At 57.5% G+C, this 23,450-nt stretch carries 25 protein-coding genes and 1 pseudogene; 9 read left to right on the top strand and 17 right to left on the bottom strand.

Annotation, left to right across the window (positions count from 1 at the left end):
* The first annotated feature begins 4 nt into the window (after positions 1–4).
* From sctS to RO07_RS05035, 3 genes are read left to right on the top strand one after another with little or no spacing between them, the layout of a single operon-like run.
* The gene (gene sctS / locus RO07_RS05045; protein ID WP_039408608.1) at positions 5–259 is read left to right on the top strand and encodes a type III secretion system export apparatus subunit SctS; all 255 of its coding nucleotides are present in this window, start codon (positions 5–7) and stop codon (positions 257–259) included.
* Positions 260–262: 3 nt separating this feature from the next.
* Complete coding sequence (sctT, locus tag RO07_RS05040) at positions 263–1,045, top strand: type III secretion system export apparatus subunit SctT (RefSeq protein WP_039408606.1); 783 nt, start codon at positions 263–265, stop codon at positions 1,043–1,045.
* A complete protein-coding gene (locus RO07_RS05035; RefSeq protein WP_039408604.1) occupies positions 1,042–2,142 on the top strand; it encodes an EscU/YscU/HrcU family type III secretion system export apparatus switch protein in 1,101 nt (366 codons plus the stop codon). The genes sctT and RO07_RS05035 overlap by 4 nt, the downstream gene beginning before the upstream one ends.
* Before the next feature lie 145 nt (positions 2,143–2,287).
* Here the strand turns inward: RO07_RS05035 and RO07_RS25755 are convergent, their stop codons facing one another.
* From RO07_RS25755 to RO07_RS25450, 5 genes are all read right to left on the bottom strand, one after another.
* Positions 2,288–3,661 (bottom strand): hypothetical protein, encoded by a 1,374-nt coding sequence (locus RO07_RS25755; RefSeq protein ID WP_147284552.1) that lies wholly within the window; start codon positions 3,659–3,661, stop codon positions 2,288–2,290.
* A 139-nt stretch (positions 3,662–3,800) separates the two neighbouring features.
* Positions 3,801–4,166 (bottom strand): CesT family type III secretion system chaperone, encoded by a 366-nt coding sequence (locus RO07_RS05025; RefSeq protein ID WP_039408601.1) that lies wholly within the window; start codon positions 4,164–4,166, stop codon positions 3,801–3,803.
* A 14-nt stretch (positions 4,167–4,180) separates the two neighbouring features.
* Entirely contained in the window at positions 4,181–5,080 is a 900-nt protein-coding gene (locus tag RO07_RS25750; RefSeq protein ID WP_147284553.1) for a hypothetical protein, read from the bottom strand.
* A gap of 127 nt (positions 5,081–5,207) precedes the next feature.
* Positions 5,208–6,056, bottom strand: coding sequence for a hypothetical protein (locus RO07_RS25745; protein ID WP_147284554.1), 849 nt, complete (start codon positions 6,054–6,056; stop codon positions 5,208–5,210).
* Between the two features lie 807 nt (positions 6,057–6,863).
* Entirely contained in the window at positions 6,864–7,565 is a 702-nt protein-coding gene (locus RO07_RS25450; RefSeq protein WP_115088915.1) for a 2OG-Fe(II) oxygenase, read from the bottom strand.
* A 1,226-nt stretch (positions 7,566–8,791) separates the two neighbouring features.
* Here RO07_RS25450 and RO07_RS25740 point away from each other — a divergent pair.
* The 6 genes and pseudogenes from RO07_RS25740 (at position 8,792) to RO07_RS05000 (ending at position 13,315) form a co-directional block, all read left to right on the top strand.
* On the top strand, positions 8,792–8,974 hold the full coding sequence (locus RO07_RS25740) for a hypothetical protein (protein WP_039408599.1): 183 nt from the start codon (positions 8,792–8,794) through the stop codon (positions 8,972–8,974).
* A 204-nt stretch (positions 8,975–9,178) separates the two neighbouring features.
* Complete coding sequence (locus RO07_RS25735) at positions 9,179–9,748, top strand: helix-turn-helix transcriptional regulator (RefSeq protein ID WP_160118070.1); 570 nt, start codon at positions 9,179–9,181, stop codon at positions 9,746–9,748.
* Between the two features lie 161 nt (positions 9,749–9,909).
* The gene (locus RO07_RS25730; RefSeq protein WP_147284555.1) at positions 9,910–11,190 is read left to right on the top strand and encodes a hypothetical protein; all 1,281 of its coding nucleotides are present in this window, start codon (positions 9,910–9,912) and stop codon (positions 11,188–11,190) included.
* 187 nt (positions 11,191–11,377) lie between these two features.
* Positions 11,378–11,626: pseudogene (locus RO07_RS26870) on the top strand (2OG-Fe(II) oxygenase); the annotation flags it as partial.
* Positions 11,619–12,047 carry a hypothetical protein gene (locus tag RO07_RS26410; RefSeq protein ID WP_176582424.1) on the top strand — a complete coding sequence of 143 codons (429 nt, stop codon included), beginning with the start codon at positions 11,619–11,621 and terminating at the stop codon, positions 12,045–12,047. The pseudogene RO07_RS26870 and the gene RO07_RS26410, both read left to right, overlap by 8 nt.
* 455 nt (positions 12,048–12,502) lie before the next feature.
* Positions 12,503–13,315, top strand: a complete 813-nt coding sequence (locus tag RO07_RS05000) for a winged helix-turn-helix domain-containing protein (RefSeq protein WP_084072441.1) — start codon at positions 12,503–12,505, stop codon at positions 13,313–13,315.
* Positions 13,316–13,465: 150 nt separating this feature from the next.
* On the opposite strand, the gene RO07_RS04995 is transcribed toward RO07_RS05000, so the two are convergent.
* The 12 genes from RO07_RS04995 to flgB all read right to left on the bottom strand — a co-directional run bounded on the left by RO07_RS04995 (position 13,466) and on the right by flgB (position 23,387).
* Positions 13,466–14,398 (bottom strand): hypothetical protein, encoded by a 933-nt coding sequence (locus RO07_RS04995; protein WP_039408595.1) that lies wholly within the window; start codon positions 14,396–14,398, stop codon positions 13,466–13,468.
* 132 nt (positions 14,399–14,530) lie between these two features.
* Entirely contained in the window at positions 14,531–15,394 is an 864-nt protein-coding gene (locus RO07_RS04990) for a flagellin N-terminal helical domain-containing protein (RefSeq protein WP_160118071.1), read from the bottom strand.
* A gap of 48 nt (positions 15,395–15,442) precedes the next feature.
* Positions 15,443–16,789, bottom strand: a complete 1,347-nt coding sequence (gene flgK, locus RO07_RS04985) for a flagellar hook-associated protein FlgK (RefSeq protein ID WP_039408593.1) — start codon at positions 16,787–16,789, stop codon at positions 15,443–15,445.
* Between the two features lie 149 nt (positions 16,790–16,938).
* Positions 16,939–17,319, bottom strand: a complete 381-nt coding sequence (locus tag RO07_RS04980; protein WP_039408592.1) for a hypothetical protein — start codon at positions 17,317–17,319, stop codon at positions 16,939–16,941.
* 9 nt (positions 17,320–17,328) lie between these two features.
* Positions 17,329–18,393, bottom strand: a complete 1,065-nt coding sequence (locus tag RO07_RS04975; RefSeq protein ID WP_237171439.1) for a flagellar basal body P-ring protein FlgI — start codon at positions 18,391–18,393, stop codon at positions 17,329–17,331.
* A gap of 50 nt (positions 18,394–18,443) precedes the next feature.
* Positions 18,444–19,112: a flagellar basal body L-ring protein FlgH gene (flgH, locus tag RO07_RS04970; RefSeq protein WP_115089189.1), complete on the bottom strand. Its 669-nt coding sequence runs from the start codon at positions 19,110–19,112 to the stop codon at positions 18,444–18,446.
* Complete coding sequence (gene flgG / locus RO07_RS04965) at positions 19,112–19,900, bottom strand: flagellar basal-body rod protein FlgG (RefSeq protein WP_167369427.1); 789 nt, start codon at positions 19,898–19,900, stop codon at positions 19,112–19,114. The genes flgH and flgG overlap by 1 nt, the downstream gene beginning before the upstream one ends.
* Positions 19,901–19,938: 38 nt before the next feature.
* A complete protein-coding gene (locus tag RO07_RS04960) occupies positions 19,939–20,664 on the bottom strand; it encodes a flagellar basal body rod protein FlgF (protein WP_039408586.1) in 726 nt (241 codons plus the stop codon).
* Between the two features lie 4 nt (positions 20,665–20,668).
* A complete protein-coding gene (locus tag RO07_RS04955) occupies positions 20,669–21,868 on the bottom strand; it encodes a flagellar hook protein FlgE (protein WP_039408584.1) in 1,200 nt (399 codons plus the stop codon).
* On the bottom strand, positions 21,865–22,497 hold the full coding sequence (locus tag RO07_RS04950) for a flagellar hook capping FlgD N-terminal domain-containing protein (RefSeq protein WP_160118072.1): 633 nt from the start codon (positions 22,495–22,497) through the stop codon (positions 21,865–21,867). Before RO07_RS04950 ends, RO07_RS04955 begins: the two co-directional genes overlap by 4 nt.
* 87 nt (positions 22,498–22,584) lie before the next feature.
* Positions 22,585–23,001 (bottom strand): flagellar basal body rod protein FlgC, encoded by a 417-nt coding sequence (gene flgC / locus RO07_RS04945; RefSeq protein ID WP_039408577.1) that lies wholly within the window; start codon positions 22,999–23,001, stop codon positions 22,585–22,587.
* 17 nt (positions 23,002–23,018) lie between these two features.
* A complete protein-coding gene (flgB, locus tag RO07_RS04940) occupies positions 23,019–23,387 on the bottom strand; it encodes a flagellar basal body rod protein FlgB (protein WP_039408574.1) in 369 nt (122 codons plus the stop codon).
* Positions 23,388–23,450 lie beyond the last annotated feature (63 nt).

The raw sequence follows: 23,450 nt of genomic DNA, 5'->3' as shown, positions 1-23,450 counted from the left end.
ACTCATGAGCGATTTACTACATGCCGCGGACAGGGCGCTATTCCTGATCGTCGCCCTGTCGGCTATCCCAATTGCCGTCGCCACGCTGGTCGGTCTCAGCGTTGCACTGGTGCAGGCCGTCACTCATTTGCAAGAGCAAAGCCTCCCATTTGGCATCAAGCTGCTTTCGGTGTGTCTTTGCCTGTATCTGATTTCAGGTTGGCTTGGCGCGCGCATTCTCAATTTTGGCGACGATATCCTTCGGATGGCGCTCCGGTGAAGCATGGTGGAAACGATGTCACCTCACCTTGAGCAATCCGTACTGTGTGTAGCTCTCGGGCTGGCACGCATCGGTCCCGCCCTGTTGTTCGTCCCGCTATTCGGAGAAAAGGCACTGGCGCCGGGTCTCTTGCGCAGCGCGATGATAGCGCTGATCTCCCTCTCGCTGCTTCCGGTTCTCGCGCCAACAGCGCAAACGTTATCGGATATTCCCCTGCTGTCCACCGTGCTCAAAGAGGCGACCATAGGGCTCGTTCTCGGCTTCATGTTCGGCGCCCCTTACTTTGCCGCATTGACATGCGGAGAAATACTGGACAACCAGCGCGGCGCGACCATTGCGAAAGCGATCGATCCGGCGGCTGGCGTCGAGGCGTCAATATTGGCCACGCTCATGGGCTTTCTCTGGACGGTGACATTCGCACTTGGCGGGGGCCTGCTACATCTCCTCGAGACGCTGGCGGCAAGCTACCGGCAGATCCCCATAGAAAGTGCGCTGACATTCGATGCCAACACACTGTACGGCACGGCAAGGTTGCTCGGACAAGCACTGCTCGCCGGCATCGCGGCGGCCATGCCCGCTCTGGCGGCGATGTTGCTCGTCGAGATTTCCCTGGGCGTACTGTCTCGCTTCGCCCCGCAACTGAATCCCTTTTCAGTCGCAATGACGCTCAAAAGTCTGGTCGCTTGCCTGATCCTGTTGCTGTACTTCAGTGGTGAAGCGCCCAGGTTCCTGTACAACCGGTTCGACAACTGGTCGCTGCCCACGTTGTTCCAGGGGGACCTGTGAGTTCAAGCGCCAAGACAGAAAAACCATCCGAGAAAAAAAAGCAGGATGAAAGCAAGCGCGGAAAATCCTGGCGTAGCCAGGATCTCGTGACACTCATCATGCTGCTCGGCGGCGCGTGCTTTATCCGTTTCGGCATTTCCGTAGCGGGAGTGTTTCACACCATGTTCCTCGCCGCCGAGAATGGTTTTGTTATCCCTCTGGACGATTACACGAAGCGTTTCGTGGAGTTGTTCGCCATCACAATCTCCGGCTTTATCTTATTGGTTATCGTTCTGGCGGCGATACCCAATCTCCTGATGTCGCGCTTTCGCTTCGCCAGCGAGGCTATACGGTTGAATTTCTCGGCAATCAACCCGGTATCCGGCTTCAAGAAAATTTTCAATCTGAAAAACGTTAAAGATGCGGTCAAGGCGTGCTTATATTTGTCAATTTTTGCCTTGGCGATGGGTCTATTCTGGCACAGTCATCGCGCTGAAATTCTAAGCTTGGCACGACTCCCGTCCTCCAGCCTGTTACCGACTCTCGCTGATCTGGTTTTTTCACTGGTTCTGACACTTCTCCTGGCCGCGCTGACGATTGTGCTGGCGGACGCGTTTCTTGAATATCAGCTGTACATTCGCGAGTTGAAGATGACGCGAGAGGAAGTCAAGCGTGAGAACAAGGAGCAGAATGGATCGCCCGAGATCAAACAAGCGCAACGCCGCCTCGGCATGGAGCTGTTGTCCGGCGAAGTGCTGGCGGACGTTGAAAAGTCAAGCTTTATTGTCGCCAATCCAACCCACATCGGCATTGGACTGTATATCAATCCGGACATCGCGCCTCTGCCGTTTATCTCGGTGATGGAAACCGACGAGCGAGCCCTCGCCGTCATAAGACATGCGAAAAAAATGAATGTCCCTGTGGTCCAGAACATTCCCTTGGCACGCAAGATCTTTGCAACTCACCGACGCTACTCCTTCGTCTCCGAGGACTGCCTTAACGATATTGCCGACATCTTGATGTGGTTTTTGGATATTGAGAAGAGTCAACGGGCGCAATATGACGAAGAGGAGACCGGCGAGGAGACTGGCGACGAGACCGAAGATGAAACGCAATGAAATACTGGATAGGGCGTAACGCGAATTGAGAGCGAGGCGCCCGAATCAGTGATACGCGGTGGAATATCAGAGTGGGTCGTGGGCAGGCGCTCAAGCCGGATCAGGCCGCTTCAACAGAGCGGCGCGATCCCTATGACTGCGGTTCTTACCCCGGTTCATCGTGGTGTGCGACTAACTCACGATCGACCACGGCTACGTAGTGCCCTTGCTGATCGTAGATGATAAGGTCGTGGCTTGGGCGCCCGGGCCTCAGGATTTTCTCGTCCTTGGGGAATATCCCGTACTCTGTGCATGGATATTCTGGAGAGAAGCCCGCGGAAACCACCTGGACCCTAATATTCTTATCGTAGCGTTTATTGACAATGTCAATAAGCGCATCGATCGAGCTCCCAGAGCTGCCATCAAGATGCAACCTTTTCGTCGAGTCGCTCGGATATAGCTCATCGTACTCCGCACGCAGTAGGGCCACCTCTTTATCCAACTCATCAATCTCAAGATCAGGATACAGAGGTTGAAGTAGCGCGTAGATCGCGCAATTGTTGCCCTCCCCCGGATTCGGAATGATCTTCTTCCCTTCACTTGCTAGGAATGCCTCGAAAATCGAGTTTAGGTCGGCATACGCCAGCATCTGTGCAGAGCGGTCGTCATCGGAAGGTTCAGACGGGCCCTCCTTGGGCCGACTGAGTGGGGCAATTTCATGCGACGTGGCCGTGCGAGTGCCCCACACGGCTGGCGCGGGAATCTGCTTCGATATGCTTGGGATTTCCTTGAACGTCGCAGCTTCGGTCGCTATTGCTCCGACGTCCCCCTTTTTCGGCGGTGAGTGTGGTGACGTTTGATGTCCAGCCTTATCGGAGTGGCGCACGACAGAAGATCCCAACTGTGCGTTGGGGCGACGGGTGGAGCGGATATTGTCACCACGGGGTTCCGGTGTGGGCGGACAAGGTACCGAGGCGTGGCTAGCCCCGGTATGCGAGGCAAATCCTTGAGTTGAGGTTGGACGGGGCGAACTTGTCGAATCGCCGTCTCGGGGTCCATCACTCCATCTTTCAAGTTGATCTTTCAGACCCTTGACGGAAGCGAGAGCTATCTCCACGGAAGTGAGAGCTGTCTTGAGTGGAGACGCAACGTATGCCGATAAGTCTCCGCGTACTTCGCCAGACTTCGCAAAGCGCCCCATGAGTTCCTTAACCGAGTTTTTGGTGCGCTCAAGCTGAGGGACGATGTGCTCCGACAGACTATGCGTCACGACCTTGATAGCATCGCGAGACCCTGTGGGTTCATCCCGATCCGATTGCGACGTGCGGCCGGCCCCTCCGACCAATGGTTCCTGTGCCTGATTTTGCGGAATGTTTTTTTCGATCGTGACCGTGTACTGCAGCTCCTTTCGTGCTGCACTACGGACCACTGTGATAGCGTTACCCATGGGGCTGCCACTTTGAGGAGGCGCCTTGGAGGAAGGCTGTAAATCAATGTTTATTGCGTAGTTGGGCGCACAGCGATGCGTGACTGTACCCATGTCTTCTCTCCTGTGGATACGGTGATGAATTGCTACCTCGATACGTCTCGCATACGTACGTGCAAACCGCATGAGACAAAATGCACGGAGGGAACGCCAACGGGCCGTTGGCGCCCTCCCTGAAGTTATGTAACCAACGTCAACCCTGGTTCAACCGCTCGAGATTTGCACTCAGCATTTCCAACTGGTGCTGCATGCTGGCTATCTCGCAACGATCCAACGATTGACGGTTCCACAACACCCAACTACCGTCTGAGCTTAATCGCGCGCCGACAGGTTGAAGCGGATCATCCACAAATAGATTCGCCTGGAGAACTTGATCGATTTCATGATCGGCCATCCGTTCGATTCTGCCGAACATAACGAGACTATCCTGAGGCTGCTCTACCACGTGGATGACCTGCTCCGATACCTGGAGGCTCAATATGCCGTCGACGGGCTCCGGAACATCAAGCCCGAGAGAGCGCCAAAGATCGACCGTCACCTTTTCAAACTGGGTTGCCATGGGCGTATCTATTCCTACAGATGAGTCGTCTCGATCATATCTTCCGGCGTCCGATCTCGGAGTGCGGTGAATTTATCTCCCCAAGCCTTAAGAATATCCCCACAAATCTCATTAACACGGGGAAGACATTCATAATTCTTATCATTGACTTCTTCCAACGAATAGATAAGACATGCATTCGACACTGAAATTTTATTCAGCACTCCATTGTCGGCAACCCCATCTTCTGCAGCAGCATAGATGGAAGATAATGTCTCAAGTGCACGGTATGCGCACTTTCTTTCCGATTCATTTTCGATTAACTTAAATACATCCCCATGAATTTCAGTAAGGTCCTTACACCCATTACCTGCGGAAAGAATATCACTTATTTGTGGCTGCTTACATGCTAGAACAACCGATTTAACAATCGAAGCCAATTCACTTTTTGAATATCCATCATCAAGTTTTTTATTATTATCGTTTATTTCATCAATAATTTTGTTTTTAATTAATAGCGCTGGCGGCTGGCGGAATAGACCGGGCTCCAACTCCCCATTTTTCGCTGCCAAAATCAGGCGATCGCATATTTTTCCAAATTTGTCGGCGAAATCAGGGCTGAATTTCGGTTGCGCGATCAAAACGCCTGTGCCTGCAGTCGCTGTACCCTGCTGGGTAAGGACCGGGGTGAAGAGTTTGCGGATGCTTGCGGACACTTCCCCGACAAAAGACGATACGCGGTTAAAGATCGGCTGCAGAACTTCACGGTGCACCGAGCGGCACCACGCCAGGATCGATTTGGCGACACCGTGACTCTCTCTTCCCGTGACATCGAGTACAGGACGGCCGTTGAGTTGTCCGGCCGGCGAAGCCGTCGGTGTCTCGATGCCGTTAATTGAATTTCCAGGAAGGGGACTTTTCGTCTGAATCAACATATGAACTCCAGTTGCATGACGATCCATTTGGTACAGTGGATCGCTTGATACGGTTGAACCAGTACGCAGTATCCCTCGCAATGCTCACCCTCTATTGCGAAATTTGACCATAACGTGGACAGCATATTCATATGCGGTGTCCCGTCCAACAGAGATCGTGTCGGGGGTTGTCTGTCGCCCCAACAAATGGAGCGACAGACGCATGATGCGGGCTGCAGGCATTGAAACAGCTCGCTAGACTGAAAATCGTCTTAACTCTGGGGGGGGGAAGAATCACAACTTCGTGCCGTGGCGCTTCCTTTGATTTTGAAATGTCTTCTAGCAACTTCGCTCGGACAGGATTCAAAACTTCGTCCGTTGACTTGCCCCCTCGCTCGGCAGCTTTATCGGGATCAGGAAAAAAATCCCCAAAAACCTTCCATTTAGGATTCGAAACGCTAACTTCGAGTAGTTCTTTGAGCGTTACATTGCCTCCGCCGAAGGCCAGAAACTCCCCCGTACTGGAATTGCTCTCGTTGTTGCGTGCGAGGTAAGCCATATACGACTTTCCTTTCTCATCAAGCACCTCCCAAGTTTCCCCGGGATCATCCACATAAATTACGTGATCGCAGTATTCCGACTCGCCCCCCCACCTTCGCGCCTGCGCCGAAACAACACCGATCGTGACGATATCAGGCCAATTGGATTTGGCCACTTCGTACGCTATGCCGATCCCTTCCCGGGTTGCTCCAGCTGCCACGCACAAACGCGCGGGCCCATATAACTCCACCGCTCGTCCTATTTCTTCTTTTATTTCTTCCTTCAGCTTTGAAGGATCCTCGTAACCGAGTCCCGAGAACCCGCTAAAGACCATCACATGCTTCCCCTTTATTAGCCTGTCGATTTCAATTTTTATTTTATCCATCTCTTGAGATGGAAGAGTCGTAGCTCGCGGTCGCACTATCGTAGTACTGCCGAAACTTTGAACTTTAAGCAATTGGATCTCCTTTTAGCAGGTTGAGGTCCCCGAGTCGTTTGAGAGTATTGCGTTTCGCCAGAGAGATTCAAAAAATTGTTCTGGCACTGATCGCAATGCTCTGCACGCTATTTTCACCATACTAGCGTGCAGGAGATCGTTGTTATTACAGAAATTAACCAGAGTTGGCTCCGCTACCCATGGGCATCGCTCAGTTAATGCCCTGCCGCATACCCCTACACCGGCGAGACGAACGGCGCGTGGCTCCAAGCCCTGATATCGGAACTTCACATAACGGCTAACGCGGGGAGTAACCGAGAAAATATGTTCGGCTAGCGGGCGCTTGAAATCACTTTTTATCGATCGGTTCCTGGTGCGGCCCTGGCACCAATGCGCACGCGCTGAATGTCCGAACATCGACGTGTGGGTCAAGCCGGACGGCTGCCTTCAACACTCGATGCACCAGGTATTCACGCCAAGCAACTGAAGCGTCCCCGAACGCCAGTTCGCCCGGCGATTGAGCGCGGAGGGTGTCACGTAAGGTGACGAGACTATCCATATTCCAGAAGCATCCCGGTGCCCCTCCGATGCGCGACTCCATCGACCGGAGGGGGAGCCATTTACAATGCTTCAGCGAGCGGGGAGAAGAGGAGGGGGAGGCGTATTTTCGTAGTAGCCGCCATCTGCGGGGCGCATGAGTTCAACAATCAAGCGCACCCGCTCACGTGACGGTGTTCCACCGATGAAGCAACCGCAGATTCTATTTCCCGCAAAATCGTCCCTGCGGCATCATTCTTCTGAGAATCCGTGCTGCTATAACTCACCCAATCATTCCTCGAACTTTCCAATACGCAACCATTTGGTTGCCACCCATTTGCTTCCCTTGATCACAGGGGATCCACCATGAAACGTTCGCTTCGACCGATGCGTCTTCGGATCAGGGTACGCAAAGAAAATGCCACTTCCTTGCCTGGGGTAAATCTCCAGAGGCACCATGGGAAATACTGTTCCCCCGCCGCATTCCGGCTCCTTCAGGTATATGACGAGGGTCGCTATGCGCTGCCCACGAGCGGAAAGCGCTTCACGGGAGTTAACCCCAAGAAAATCGTAGTGAGGCTCGTACTGCTCGCCAACTTCGTAACGCAGGATCTGAAGATCCTCCATCTGGTTAATTGGCCAGTTAAGCAACTTCGCTATCCGCTCATCCACCTTGCGCACTAGCTCGCAGTCGCCCGCAGATAAAAAGACACCGTGACTGGTTCGCCTCTCATCAATACGTCCGCCGGAATTTTCATCGCACACTGTGGATCTTTCCAGTCGATGAGAAGCCATGGCAATCAATGAACTGCACTCATCATCATCCAGGATATTTTCGATAACTACTATTTCCGGATAGTTCGATCGCGCGACGACCTTCATCCTAAGGCCATCAATATCAATATGCGATGGAGAGTCATTCAATTTCGGACCAGGTAGATTTAATACTTCCACCGCCTCTGCCATCGCCTTATTCACTTCATTCATCAACATCAACTATCCTTTTTTTATAATCCGATATCAATGCAATCGCCTTTCTTAGACCGCAGATCCTGCCAGCATAGATTTCAGGCGTCTCGGACTCCATCAATCGAGTCAGAACTTTTTCGTGAAGATCGTTAGCAGAGACAAGATCGGCTAGGTTTGATAGACGTAAGAAATTTCGCCTGAAGCGCCAAGCTATTTGATGATTCCTCTTCGACCTCGCTTCGGGGTATGCGCTCTTCGCTGCAAGAATGAATTCAACGAAATCCCTCCGGGTTCCGCTCATACCGCAGTAGCGTTCAATCTCCTCCCGCCAGCCCTCCTCAACGTCATCGCCTCCGTACGATGTACTGCCATCCCCACTTGGACCGCTCGGCCACGGCGTAGCACTACATTGGAATACGCCCTCTAAAAACTACGCCCTCCCACCGCCGCGCCCCTCCATATCTCGACCTCCCACTAGCCATGTCACAGATTCCCATGACGCTTTCGCCCCAATGATTCCTCGATTTTATTTCCGACACTTTCAAAAATTGACCACTTTTCCCGTCACTATCTTTCTTCAAAAATCGAGATTTGGTCTATCCAGATGAAACGTCCCTTCCAATGCCGGAGCCTGGAACAGCGACGTCTCATTCAACACGCGATCGAGCATGGTCAAACTCGCAACGCCCGTCGGCTCTATCGGAATTGCAGTCCGGCCGCCTCGTCCCCGCCATTTTTCCCTTTGACGAACTGGCGATCACGCAAACGAGTGTCTACCGAAGCCATGCCCGGACCGTGCGCGCAATCACTCGTGGGCGCGAAGCTCCTCCTCCAACTGCGACTGGGCTCATTCTCCGAATGGGTCATTGGAGCCCACAATCGGATTCGTCTGATTCAGTTGGCCGATGAGGTAATCCATATTGATTGCTGACTCGGGCGCCGGGTGATCTATCGGCGAGAACGCAGCGACCTTCCCGCCATGCAGAGAAATGCCACGCGGCTCTCACACCGCCAGGCCAGTTTTTCACGAGAACGTTCGATACCAGCCTCTCTTTTTTCATGACGCAGGTACCTCTCGTTATCTCTGGCTACGTGTCAGACGTTCTTTCACTAAGTGAATATTGCACGCCCGCCTGCAAATAGGACTCGTCCGATAGAGAATTTTCGCTCTCTCCATAGAATAGGACACACCTTAACAACAGCTAACGAAGCACGAGGATTTCGGTGCGGACCAAGAGGAGGTGAATACAGTGCCGACGATTATTGTGGAAATGCATCATTCGGATTACGAAAATATTGAGCGCGCCGCGATGGTGCTTGGGTACTCCAACATCGACATGATGAAACTGTGCTCCCACCTGGTAGCTAGCGCGGTGAATCGTGACGAGCGGTTTGTCAGCACGCCGATGCCTCGTGGCGAAAAGACCAGTTGAACAAGCTGCCGGCGGGAGCGACGGGCCAAAGACATCGGAGACACGCTCCATCAACTCGGCGACGACGATATGCGCCCTGACAAACTACAGAGTGCCGACATGAATTCGAATCCTCCGCCATGGCGACTGATGATCGCAGACCCACATCCTGTTTCCATAAGTGGAATAGCGGGTGCACTTGCACTTCACAAGGACTTTCACGTCGTGGGTGAAGCCACCGAAATTCACCGCATCTGCCCGACAATCAAGCGCGGGGACGTCAACGTGCTGGTGTGCTCTTATGAATTCGAATCGGATCCCCTTCCGGACGGACTCTATCTGTTGGGCAAACTCCGTCGCGAGCACCCAGAACTTCACATTTTTGTTCTGGCGAATTTTCTACCGGGAAGCCCCCTTGCCAGATATGTGAGGCGTCTGGGCGTGGCTAACCTGTTTTTTAAATCCCAAGTGAACTCGCACGGCCTCGTCGCCGCAATGCGATCCACGCTGTCCGGCCAAACCCAACTGGTTGACGAGTCATTGGACGCCGAAGCCCGTCCAGCATGCACCTCGCTAGCCGCGCGCATGGACACGCTATCGAAATGTCAACTTGAGGTGCTCAGGTACCATCTCCGCGGATGGAGCGACCCGCGCATCGCATTGCGAAGAAAGCGGACAGCTAAAACCGTGAGCAATCAGCGCAATCAGGCGCTCCAGAAACTCGGTTTGTCCAACGCACGTCCTCACATCCGTGACGAAGCGCTCTTGACACTTTGGCCATGGCTGGTTGGCTAAACGACGCGTACGCCTCGATGTTCTACCAGTTCCCCGCTCCATCGCTTGGATATACCCGATAGAGGGCGAATCTTCCCGTTACCACGTTCAAAGCACCGCTTCAGGCCAGCAGCCCGATTCACGCCATATGGATCGCTCACGTCCTTTGCAATAACAGAACCATGAAGACTCCTGCGCAGCTCTCCTCGGCCTATTTCCACCCATATTCGCGCGTTCAAGACACTAGTGCGGACAGTTCAACCCAAGCATGGTGGGCAGACTTGGACGGCGTATGCAGCCAGAACCTTCGACCGGTGGTCGATTATCCGTTCGACAGCACCCAGAATTCCAGGTGGATGGCGTCGCTCGGCTTCGATCCCGGCCCAGGGTTCGACGCGCCCGTGCTGCCACAGGTGGCAGGCCAATCAACCGCTGCGGTCCATTCTCCTCCAGCGAATTGGGGTGCCAATATTGTCTATGTCGGCGGTCAAGCCCAACAGAGTTCCGCAGCGCCGCAACAATATCTTCCGCTCCTCTCGGCATCCGACGTAGAGGCTTGCCTCGGCATCGAACCCGACTCGGGGCCAACTGCGCAAGTGCAGAACCCCGGCGGCTCTCCCGCGTCCACGGCAGCCCATGCGCAACCCAATGATGGATCTTCAAGCACGCGAATTATCCGCCCGCGCGGAAAAACTCTGCCACATAAACATGCACGGCCTTGGATCCACAACAAGTACACGGAGGAGCTGATTCAGAAGGCGATGGAGGTCCGGAAGAACAACTTTGCCTTGGGGAAAGACAGGAAGGTATACGGTAAAGAGCTCGAACCGCTAGCCAATGAGTATGACGTATCGGCCTTCATGCTTCAACGCTTGGTATATGCGAACGGTGATCGAAATAATATATGGGAGCACCTATCAAAAGAAGTCGTTGCAAAAGCATCGCATACCATTCGTCCACTCACACCCGTCGTGCTAGCGGAGATAGCCGCGTACGTGAAGCAGTTGGAACATGACGATTTTCTGAAGAGCGGAGGCTTAAGAAATGTAGCCATGCAATTCTCAGTCATGCACGTGACTCTTGCCAAAGCAATGAGTGATTATGGCGAGCTGACTTTTTTTGGCAATGGGTTATTGCGCCAAATTGCAAACCCACCTCTGCATGCACTCACCCCAAAAGTTCTTCGGGAAATCGTCAATTTCGTGGAGAAGAAAAAAGCCTGTGGGAAGCCTATTGAACCTAAACACCCCTGGTTATCCGAAATTTTCAGTGTATCGTTCCGTGCGCTTTATAAATGCCTGTACCCGGACGGAAGTCTAAAAGCGGAAGGTTATAAGTTCTTGAATAAGAAATCACAGCCGGCACGATTCCGGCGTCAAGCGACTAGATCGGATTCAGTTTCACAGGGGGTATCCCCCCCTGTCCCGAGCTCCATGCCCTCGATAGGACGAACGGGCTCCTAGCTCCCTTTAGAAACCAGTTCCTGGAATTCGACGGGAGCATACTCATGCGCCGGTGGACAACGCTCTTCCGAAGCTTGAAAAACTCCGCTCCCAAGAATCAGAATCTTCCGATATGCCCGCACTCGAAGGCGCGATAATTTTAGCTGGCGGCTTAGTGGCGGGCCACAAAGCCCTTTCCGCCCTTGAGCGGCGCATAGCGACCCTCGTCATATACCTGAAGGAGCCGGAATGCGGCGGGGGAACAGTATTTCCCATGGCACCTCTGGAGATTTACCCCAGGCGAGGAAGTGGCATTTTCTTTGCGCACCCTGATCCGAAAACGCATCGGTCGAAGCGAACGTTTCACGGTGGATCTCCCGTGATCAAGGGAAGCAAATGGGTGGCAACCAAATGGTTGCGTATTGGCAAGTCCGAGGAGAACGAAAATAATGGCTGAAAGTCTTTCTATTAATCGTAATAATTATTCACTCCCTTACGTTAAAATCGAGAGTGATGAAAAACCTTCCACTGGCTATAGTAAGCTTCTTGGTGAGGCGCATAGCAACCCCTCTTTGCGCGAGGCGGCGGATAATTGGGTGAGTAATAGCAGCACATATTATGAGAAGCGTGAAGCTGCAAAGACGATTTTTCAGGAAACAGAAGCTGCGGTTGCTTCATCGGCGGACCCGAAATATGATCAGCTGCGCCTGATTGAGGAACTCTTGGACTTCGCTGCCGGCACAGATGGCCACGACCCCCGCTCCCATCCCCCGCCGCCGCCCTATCCTGACCCACCACCCTATCCTAACCCGCCACCCTATCCTGACCCACCACCCTATCCCTCCTCTGGCAGAGCAGTGGTGAAGTCGAGCGACTGACAAAACCATGCCATCGAAAGCGGCCGAAGCAACGCTGGAGATGGCATGACACGAAGAAAGATCCACCATGAAATGTGGTGCGACCGGCGGATTCACTGGATTTTTACATTCCCGCGCGCACCACTGATATTGGCAGCCAACCCTTAGCGACTCTCACCAGATTCAGGCTCATCCGCCATTGGACAGCGCTGTTGCCCGTCTTTCGTAAGGCTACAAAAAATAGGAGCAATCCGATTTCAAAGCCAATGGGGCGCCAACATAATTCGGTACGCGTTACGCCATAGGTGCAGCGATGTCGCTGAAAGTTGGAGTCAAGGCAGCGCCCCGTACGCCCCTCGTCGCGCGACAACGCACAGTCCCCTTCGATCTGGAAACGCTGGACGACGCGCCACCCGCCCACTCCAGTGCACGCATCTGAATCGCCTGTGAAAAAGTACCTAATAGAAGACCGCGTGATGTTCGACAGCCATTTGATGGTACTCACGCATGCCGATACTCAAGTCCACCTGACCGCGAACGAGTCCGAGTTGTTGCTCATGCTGTTGCAGGGTATTGCGACCAAAGCAGCAGTAATGAAGCGCGTCTGGGAAAGCAAGGGAGTCGTCGTGACCGACAGCAGCTATCACCAGCTTGTGCGAGCGGTGCGTCAACGCCTCGAGGAACACGGAATCAGCGGTGCGCTGGTCAAGACACTTCCTCGCCAAGGTCTGCGTTTCATGGGATCGATGAAGCCCATCGACACCACGGTACCTCCCGTGCCTGAACCGCGTGCTCCCTCGAGCCTTCCCACGCCGCTGAAAAATGACAGCGAATGCCCCGACTCCGCAGCCGAGCCTCCGTACCCGAGCAGTCAACCGGCGTCGCCTGACGTATCCGAACAGACAACGAATACCCGCCCCTCTACTGACCTCCCGCCCCATTCCGGCCCGCTGGCAAAAACCTCCCGCTGGTTTCGCAAGAGAGGGCGGTGGTTCGCCGCAATCGCTCTGCCATGCGCAATGGTGCTGACTTGGCAGACGCTGGCGTCACCATCGAGACTGACTTTCAGGCACGGCGAAACCATCGACGGGATCACCTATCATTCCACCAACGGCGTGAGCGCCAAGGCATTGATCGATGCCCTCGAGATCAAGCTAAAACCGGGCGACCAGGTCTACGAATTGCCGCTTGGCGACAATCGCTGGCTCGCAGTCTGCCCCGAGTCCATCCATGACGCGCCGGAACTATGCGAAACGTATTTCGCACGAGGCGCATCGTCCATGCATTAATCGCTGGAGCGCTCTCCATCTGGACGCTCTGGCGAATGCCCACGGATATGCCAAGGCCACGCCAGAGCGAGCCTGCACTTCACTCCTCCGACGAGGGGTGCGCGCCCGAGTCCATGCCGAGCGCGTCATTGCGCACCATTGCGCACCAGCTCAGCCCAATCTCAGCAACGCTCGCACGCGGCCGCTGCTGATGCCCATGACCACCGGGGCGAGCTTGGCGACCTGATGGTAGCCGTTCGTCGGACGCATCATGCCGACAATATCCTCGCTGTTGCGCTGCGCAAGTCGCGCATCGAGCGACGCGGACCGTTGGGCAATGGCGCTCTGTGCCTCCGCAAGCTCCGTGCGAATCTGTGCGCGCGTTCGCTCGACTCTTTCGAGCACGGCGACAACCGAGGCGAGCGTTGAACGAAGCGCATCCCGATCGCCCGTTTTCCATGTGGAGATGGCGACAGCGGAAGGCTCCGATTCGAGCGACGCCGGGCGAGGCTCCGCGTCAGGAAAACGCACGCCGCTTCCCTTGATGCGCAATGTATGAGCAAGCGATGGCCAATGTGCCTCGTCGACCGAGAAGACCGTCTTTCCCGGTGCTTCCAGCTGGGCGTCCAGACCGAATCGAGCGACGCCCCCGCAAATCTGAGCGCTCATCGTTCGCACATCGCAGCCTGCCGGCAGATGGACGGCTACCGGCCTCGCACCGGCACCTCCCGCGTAAAACGTGAGCGTTTCCGCTTGCTCCCGGTTCGCGTCGTCCAGGCTCAGCCCGAGAATCCGAAACCGACGGCGAGCGCTGTCCTGCTCGCCGACTTCCAGCCAATCGTTCAGGCGTCCGCCCGTGGCCGCGTGACGTTGCTGCCATGCGGCGCCGGTCCTGGCAATACGCTCGGCAATCTGGCGTTCTCCGCCGCCGGTGACGAGGTGCCGACTGATGACCGCCTTCAGGTCCTTGAGATGCGCAGCGAAACGATCAAGGTAAGACATCACCTGTTGAGCCCCGCTCACACGCAGGTTCCATTGATCCCGCTCGGCGAGGCCAGCCTCGCGCGGGGCGTCCCGGTTCGCATCGCGACGACGTGGCAGCACAGATGTCTCGTCGCTTCGAACAGGGCGAGTCGGTGGCGCGGCGACGGCGCGCGCCGGACCTCGGGGTACGGATGTGCGGCCTGCGGCAGGCGAGCCGCTTTCATTGGAGGTTAGGCGAACGTCCATGGCGACTTAGACGAAGTTGAACAGCGAGAGCTCCATGATTCTGGCGTAGGTCTTCTGCGTCGCCTGAATCGCAATCGTATAGCTGGCAAGCTCGGAACTGGCCTTTACCGGGTCGACCTGCCTGACGGCCTCGGATGCCTCTTCGCCGGCGGACAGCACGTCGTTGTACGTATCCTTAAGCATATCGAGCAACGCGTGAGCGCCGCCCTGCGCCGCGATCTTCCCCGAAACGGACTCGAGCGCATTGTCCACTGCACTCAGCGTACGACGAGCCCGCTCGCTCGCATCGGGGGCGTTTTCATCCATTGCTTTCGATGCGACCTCGAGTGCATTCAGGAGCGCAGCCATCTCGTCGAGGCTCACATTGGCCGACTGCGTGACACCATCGCCCACCACGACCATCTGCTTGCCGGTATTACCCTCAAAGCTATAGCGCATCCCAACGGCCGCGGCGGGATCGTACTTCACCGGGGGGGCTCCCACGGCCGTTCCCGAGAAGACGTAATTGCCATCGTTGTCCTTGGCATTTGCTGCCGCCATCATGCTCTCGCGAAGCAGGTCGATCGTATTGGCGGCAGCCTTCATGTCGTCCGGCACGGTACTGCTGTCCCCCGCGCGTACCAAAGTGGTACGTGCTTCCTGAATTTGAGCAACGATGCCGGACATCTGCACTTCGTTGCGCTGAAAACGATGTGCGAGCACACCGATGTTGCTGAGGTACTGATCCAGACGTTTGTTGTCCCGGTCCAGGCGCGCCAGACGCGTCGAGCCGACGGTGTCGTCCGACACGCGAAGAATGCGGTCGCCGCTTGCAATGCGCTGCATCACATCGGCCAGCTTGGCTGTGTTTCGTTGCGACGTGTTGTGCATCAGTTTGCCGAACTGGGCGTGTGTAATTCTCATGGCGTCTTTTCCCCGTCAGAAAGCGTTAAGCACCTTGTCGAACAGTTCGTTCGCCACCTTGATCACCGTCATGTTTGCCTGGCTCATCTTGTTGTATTCCATCAGATTTATGGCTTCCTCGTCCCCATCCACACCACTCGCTGACGACCAGGCAAGTTCCGCCTGTTCTCGCACGGCCGACAACGCCTCGAGCGCCGTTTTGTTCTGATAGCTTGCCGCCCCCACCTTGGCTTCCATGGACGACAAGGCATCTTCGAGCGAGACGAAGCCGCCCCCGTGGAGATCCACCTTGGACTTTCCCAGTTCGATGAGCCGCAGCAAATTACCGCTATTTCCTCCCGGATCGAGCGAGGCATCGGAAAATGCCAGATCGTCGGGCGTCAGCGTCTCATCGACCTTCATCCGACCGGAAACGCGATCGAAAACGAAGAGGTCGCGCCCCGCCGCCCCCGACTTGTCGAAACCCGCATTCAGTTGGGCGTTGAAGCGATCGGCAATTTCACCGGCAAGCGTTTTCAGCGCCTGTAGATGCGGGCGCAACGTCTCGTGCTCAAAGTCCGACAAGCCATGCAGCTCGCCCCCCAGCTCATCGTCATCGACGCGAATCGACTGGGTCCCGAATCTGTTTGACAACTCCTGCTCGCCTGCCGCATTCCGACGCACTTCCAGTACGCCTGCCCGCGAGCCGAGCACGAGGGGCTGACCGCCCTTGAACGTGATGTCCACGGTACCGTCGGGCTGCTGCACAACCTGCCCCCCCACCAGCCCCGAGAGCTTGTCGATGGTGACGTCACGCTGATCCATCAGCGCCGATACGTCATCGCCTGACGCGTTCCCGGCCACGATGCGCCGATTGAGGTCGGCCACGGAGGCGGCCAACGTGTTGACCTGCTCGATCATCGACTCACGCTGCGCCTGCACGCCGCGCAACTGATTCTCGAGCACCGAAATGCGGTTATTGAACTGTTTGGCCATCGAACCGCCGGCCTGGAGCACTGCCTGACGCAGCGGCGTGGACGCCGGATCCGCACTGGCCTTGTTCAACGCGCCCAGGAAATCCCCCAGGCCGAGATTGTTGTCGCTCCCCGAGGCCCCGATGACGCCCTCGAGCTGATCCAGGTGCGATTGCGCCGCCTTATGTCGCCTCTCCTGAGCACCGGCGGCCCATAGCGCCTGCGTCCTGAAAGCGTCGTTCAGACGCACCATCGCGGGCATATTCGCGCCACCGGTTACCGCGGCACTCAATAGTGCGGCGCGACGCGAATATCCCGGTGTCTTCTGATTCGCCAGATTGTTGGAGGCAGACCAAAGACCAGCCTTTGCCGCCCGTACGCCGGACATGCCAATGTGGAACATGCTCATGTTTTTTGCCGGATGCGCCTTTGCCCCGCCATCAGGGCGAAGGTGGCGATCCCCTTGTTGTGTTGTTGATCTACAGATGAACGGCGACCGTAGTCACCTTCGACTTAAATATCCGTCCTGAGACCCGCCTCCCGGCGCCTACGCCGATGTCACGCGTCTGTATCGGTCGCCTCATGTGTCGAGGCAGACGTTGTCCCCGCACGACGGCTCGCAGCCTCCGGAGCGATCTGCGCCAGAATGAAGTCCGCGATGCCGAAAGCGCGCTGCGACGCCAACTGGTCGGCCACCATCATGTCCATGTAATCGAACATTCCCGCGGTGGTCTCGTCGCGGAAGATGCTGCCTTCGGGACTGATTTCCCGCACGGATTTGCGCATCTCACGAACCATCTGCATGATGAACATCGACTCGAACTGCTCCGCGGCGCGCGCGGCACGCTCGTCGTCGTTCGCCGCCGCAACGGGCGTTTTCATATTGCGGGTTCGCGCCGCAAGCATCGCGCCCTGCATATCGATGGGCATATTGCTCATTCACGTTCCTCAGATAACGACAAGTTCGCCGTTGAGTGCGCCGGCTTCGTCGAGCGCCTGCAAGATGGCCATCACATCGTCGGGATTGGCTCCGGTGGCATTGATCGTATCGACGATCGCCTGCAGACTCGTGCCCGAACGCCATTCGAACGCGTTCACTGCGTCCTGCTCCACGCTCACCTCCGAAGTCGGTGTCACCACGGTGTTCCCCCGGCCGAACGGATTGGGCTGGCTCACTTGAGAGCCCTCGGAAATCACGATCTTCAGCGCGCCATGCGAGACGACGGCCGGCGACACGGTCATGCCTTGACTGATCACGACGGTGCCCGTGCGAGAGTTGAACACCGCGCGCGGCGTCTGGCCGCCGGCGCTCACGTCGATGGCGGTCAAACGCGCCACGAACGCCACGCGCTCCGTCGGGTCGGCCGGGGCCGCCACGTCCACGCTCGTCGAATCCCGGGTTGTCGCGGCATCGCCTCCGACAGTCCGATTAACGGCTCGCACGATATTCGTTGCGGTCTGAAAATTGGGCCGCTTGAGGCTCAGCCTGACGAATGGGCGATCGTTGAAATCGGATTCGATCTCGTTTTCGATGGTCGCTCCCCTGGGCACTCTGCCCGCGGCCGTCGAGTTGATCGTCACGCTCGATCCGCTGATCCCCTGCGCCTTCACCCCGGGAATCACGACGTTGCCCTGCGCCAATGCGTAGACTTCTCCGTTCGCGGCGCGCAACGGCGTGAGCAGCAAGGTGCCCCCGCGCAGACTCTTCGCGTCGCCGAGCGACGACACCGTCACGTCGATAGCCTGGCCACGCTTGTAACCGGGTGGAAAGCTCGCGCTGACCATCACGGCGGCGGCATTGCGCGAGCGCAACCGGATACCTTCGGGCAGCGTCACGCCGAATTGCTTGAGCACGTTCGCCACCGACTGGCCCGTATAGCGGACCTGCTGCCCGTCGCCCGTACCGTTCAGGCCGACGACCAACCCGTAGCCGATCAACTGGTTCTCGCGCACGCCGTCAACGTTGACCAGGTTGCCGAGTGGCACGCCAACGGCGTTCGTCGCGACGGCCATCAACCCCGTGACGAGCCACCGATGCAGCGCATTTCGTAGAAATTTCATGATCAGAATGGCATCCATGGACTGTTGAAGAATCTCGTCAGCCATCCCGCCTGATTCGAGTCCGACAGTGCGCCCTTACCCATGTACTTGATGCGGGCATTCGCGATGCGCCGAGACGACACGCGATTGTTCGTATCGATATCGGCCTGACGGACGTAGCCCGTGACACGCAGGATTTCCTCGCCCTGATTGAGCGACAGCGATTTCTCGCCCTTGACCTGCAGCAATCCGCCAGGCATCACCTGATGCACGACCACGGTGATCTCGCCACGCAGGGTATTCTGCTGGGAACTCGCGCCACTCCCGTCGAACGAGCGGGAGCCACCGATTGCCGTATCGAGATCGACGTTCATTCCGAAAACCTTGCCCGGCGCGACCTCCATGTCGGATCCCTTTTTGAAGCTTGTCCCGGCGCGCTTGCTCGCCTGCGTTGTTTCATCCAGCGTAATGGTGAGCGTGTCGCCGGGGCGGAAGGCCCGCCCGTCGGAGGCCAGCGACGCCGTGGTCGCCGCATTGAATACGCCGCCCGACGTGCCCCTGAGCGATACCGCCGCCGGTGGCGGCAGATCGTCGTCGGCAAAGTCGGGCACCGCCGGGTCCAGCGGCAGGGCGATGCAACCCGCCAGACCGGTTGCCGCGACAAGCGGCACCAAACGCGCAACAGCACGCATCATCGCGCCGCCTGCGCCAACTGCTGCATCATGTTGTCCGCCGCAGTGAGCACCTTGGTGTTCATTTCGTAGGTGCGTTGCGTGGAGATCATCTCGACCATCTCTTCCACCACTTGCACGTTCGAGCCCTCAAGCGCGAATTGCTTGAGCTTTCCCAGCGCGTCGGTGCCCGGATCGCCTTCGGTCGGCGCACCGCTGGCGGCCGTCTCCCTGAACAGGTTGTCGCCCATGGCAAGCAAGCCTGCCGGATTCGCAAACGTGGCCAGTTGAATCTGTCCGACTTCGCTGGGCGTCGCGGAGCCCGCCACCGTGGCCGACACGACACCGTTCTCGCCGATGGCGATGTTCGTCGCGTTCTCCGGGATCGAGATCTCCGGCACCAACGGCAGTCCCTGTGCGTTCGTCAGAACGCGCTCGCCGTTCATCCGGAGCTGTCCCGCACGCGTATAGCCAACCTCGCCATTGGTCAACTGCACCTGCAGGAAACCCCGCCCCATGATCGCCACGTCCAGCTCCTGCCCGGTGGTCTTCGTATTGCCGTCGGTAAATACCTTCTGCGAACCCACCATGCGCGTGCCACTGCCCAGTTGCACGCCGAGCGGCGACGAGTAGTTCTGGTCGAGCGGCGCGCCCGGCTGACGCTCCACGCGATAGAACAGGTCCTCGAAGACCAGCCGGTCGCGTTTGTAGCCGTCGGTGTTGACGTTTGCCAGATTGTTGGCAATCGCCTGTAGCTTGGCGTCCTGCGCCTGGATCCCGGTCTTGCTGATCCACATTGCTTGATTCATGCGTCTTTCTCTCTATGACTTTTTTTGAGGGCCGTGCGTCAGCCGCGAATGAGGCGGTTGCCGGCATCGGCCATTTCATTGGCCGCGCTGTACATGCGCATCTGAATTTCGTAGTCTCGATGCAGCGACATGCTCGCCAACATTTCCTCGACCGGCGACACGTTGCTGCGCTCCAGATGCCCACCGAGCACCTGACGCTCCTCAACCGCCGGGAGCGGAGCGCCGTCACGCGTGACCAGCAGCCCTTCCGGGCTCTTCACCAGATCGGCCGCCGGCCCGCTCACCACCGCCAGCCGATCCACGATCTGCGCCTCCGGCTCCCCCGGCACAACCGCGGAGATGGTCCCGTCGTTGCCGATCGAGACAGTGCTGTTCTCCGGCACCACGATGGGGCCGCCGTCCCCCATGACGGCGCGCCCGCCGAGCGTGAGTGTGCCCTCGGCATCAATACTGAAGTTTCCCGCGCGGGTATACGCTTCGCCATCGCCGGTCTGCACGGCGAAATAGCCTTCCCCGAGAATCGCGGCATCCAGATCGCGGCCGGTCTCCTGAACCACGCCATTGTTTGCACTGACCGAGTTGGCCTGAACGCGAACCATATGGCGCGCGTCGTAGCCGAAGCCCGGCACCGGTTGACTTTGCGATGTCTCGAGCTCCGCACGAAACCCGTCCGTTTGCGCGTTCGCCATGTTGTTCGCATGCACCTGAATCGCGTGCATGGTGCGGCTGGCGCCGCTCATGATGGTGTAGATCAGCGGATCCATGGGCTTACAGCGCCTGCAGCAGCGCCTGCATCAGTTGGTTCTCGGTGGAGACGACCTTCGAATTGGCTTGATAGTTGCGTTGGGCCGCCATCAGCTCGACGAGCTCCTGCGTCACGTCGACGTTCGATCCCTCGCGGTAAGTCGGAACCACGCCGCCAGCCATGCCACTGCCCGGGCGCGCATACAACGCATTGCCCGACAGCGAGGTGGAACGCCACGACGTGTTGTTCACCGCGGACAGCCCATCGGCATTGGCAAACGTGGCGAGTGCGAGGGTGCCGACGACCGCCTTCTGACCATTGCTGTATTGCGCGATGATCTGCCCCTTCTCATCGAGCGTGGTGTCGCTCAGCGTACCGGGCTCGTAACCGTTGCTGCGGTTGATCGTGGTTGTCGTCGCCGAACTCCCCGAATGCGTCGTACCCGCGTAATTCAGCGCGACAGTGAGTTCGGCCGCGGGCACGGGCGTGCCCAGATCCAGCGAGATCGCACCCGACGGAGAGGTAAGCTTGCCGTCGGCATCGAATTCCAGCTTGTTCAGAATAGGGGCGCCAGACGCGTCGGCAAGGGTTTCGCCGTCCATCGCGTAGAACACCGAAACCGAATTCGCCGGTGCGGGATCCTGGCGGAAGTACTGCGTCACCGTGTGCGCGCGACCCAGCGAATCGTGCACCGTCGTGGTCACCGATTCGTTGTACGAGGCCTTGTTGTCCTTGCTGAAATCGACATTCGCATCCGGCGCTTTCCAATCGCCCTTGAGATTGCCCACATATTCGAGTGTGTCGCTCGCCTTGGCCGGCACGCTGCCGGAGCCGACCTGGATGTCGCCGAACGCACCAGTGTCCGTCCAGCCCTGCAGGCGACGACCGTAGACGTCGGTCATGTATCCGTCCGCATCCTTCTGGAAGGCGCCAAAGCGGGTGTACAGTTCCGAACCGTCGGCGTCCTTCACCACGAAGAAGCCCTTGCCCTGAATGGCCGCGTCGAGCGTGCGGCCAGTGTGGAACAGATTGCCGCCCACGCCGATGCTCTGGCTGGTCGAACCGATATACACGCCGTTGGGTTGATTGCCCGCGACCATCGTGGCGAAATTCGCACGGCTCGACTTGAAGCCGGCGGTGCCGCCATTCGCAATGTTGTCGCTGATCCTTTCCAGTTGATTGTTGACGGCCTTGATGCCGGACAGCGCAATGTTGAAGCTCATACGAATTCCTTTGGGGAAGAGAAATTAGCCGGCTTGCCGAGGAAACTCGTCACGGCGGCGGTATCGACGGGACCGACGCCCGCCACTTGGAGGATCACCTTGCCGTCCGCCCCAACGCGCACGCCTTCCAGTTTTCCTTCGATTTCGGCATCAGGTTTTTCAGCGGTGTCGGTCACCACCTTGATCTTGTACTTGCCCGGCTTCAGGCCCTGCGCCTGCGGGTCGATCTCGAAATCGACCTCGCCGGTCGTGTGCGCGCCGAGAGACATCCGATGCTCGCGCCCGTCCGGGCCGGTCAGCACGACCGCCACATCGGTGGCCGACTTGCCGAGTTCGACGCTGCCTTTCACGACACCGTCCTCCAGTTCGACAACACCGGCCTTCACCTTGACGGCGTTGCCCACCTGCGAGCCGAGCGACACGACCATCATGCTTTCGAGCTTCGCCGCGTTGGTGAGCGACGCTTTCATCACGCCTTGCATGGCGTCGAGCTGGCTGAGCTGCGTGAGCTGCGACACGAACTGAGAGGGGTCCTGCGGGTTCAGCGGATCCTGATTGCGCATCTGCGCAACGAGTAGCTTCACAAAGAGGTTCGAATCGCCGCCCGCGCCACTGTCGATGCCCGGCAACGCGCCGCCCGAGTTCGCTGGCGCGTCGGCACGCGGCCCCCTTGGAGATTGAATGGTGTTCGACATGATCGATATTGATGGTGTGAATTACTGTCCCAACTTGAGGACTTCGTGCTGCATCGAATTGACTCTCGAGAGCACGTCCACATTGGTGGAAAATGCGCGCGAAGCCGACATCATGTCGGTCATCTCTTCGACGGGATTGACGTTCGGGTACATGACCATGCCGTCCTCGCCTGCCATCGGATTGCTCGGCTCATGCACCTTGCGCAGCGGCTCGGTGCTCTGCACCACGTCGAGCACCTGCACGGCGGCGCCGGCAACCGTGCCGTCCTGTCCCTGCCTGTACAACGATGCGAACACCGGTTTGCGGGCGCGATAAGTCGCCTCCTCGCTGCCCGAGGCTGCGTCGGCGTTCGCCAGATTGCTGGCCACGGTGTTCAGGCGGACCGTTTGTGCCACCATCGCGGAGCCCGCGATGCGGGCGATATCCTTGAAACTCATCTCGACGATTCCCCGTTTCAGGCGTTGCCGGAAATTGCGGCGTGCAACCCCTTGATCTTCATGTTCAGGAAGGTCAGGCTCGTTTGAAAGTCCGCTGCGTTCTGAGCGAACGCCGCCTGCTCGACACCGAGCTCGACGGTGTTACCGTCCTGACCGACGTGCGCGGGCACGCGGTACCCCTTTTCGATTTCGTCGCCCAATGCGGCAATCGTCGCGAGCGCCTTGCCGCTCGCCGCCGCCATGCTTGCCTTCACGTCCAGATCCATCGCCTGATACCCAGGGGTGTTCTGGTTGGCCAGGTTCGAAGCCAGCATCGTCGTGCGCTCCGCACGCAGCTTCAACGCCGCGGGATGCACGCTCAATGCACTGCTCAGATCAAATGCCATGTCGATACTCCTTGCTATACACTTCACCAATTCGCTTCGATCGCGCCGCCCGGGTCGGCCGTG

It is taken from the genome of Pandoraea pulmonicola (assembly GCF_000815105.2).
GTDB lineage: Bacteria > Pseudomonadota > Gammaproteobacteria > Burkholderiales > Burkholderiaceae > Pandoraea > Pandoraea pulmonicola.
The sequence above is the reverse complement of the archived record's forward strand: the minus strand, read 5'-3'. Positions and strand labels throughout refer to the sequence as shown.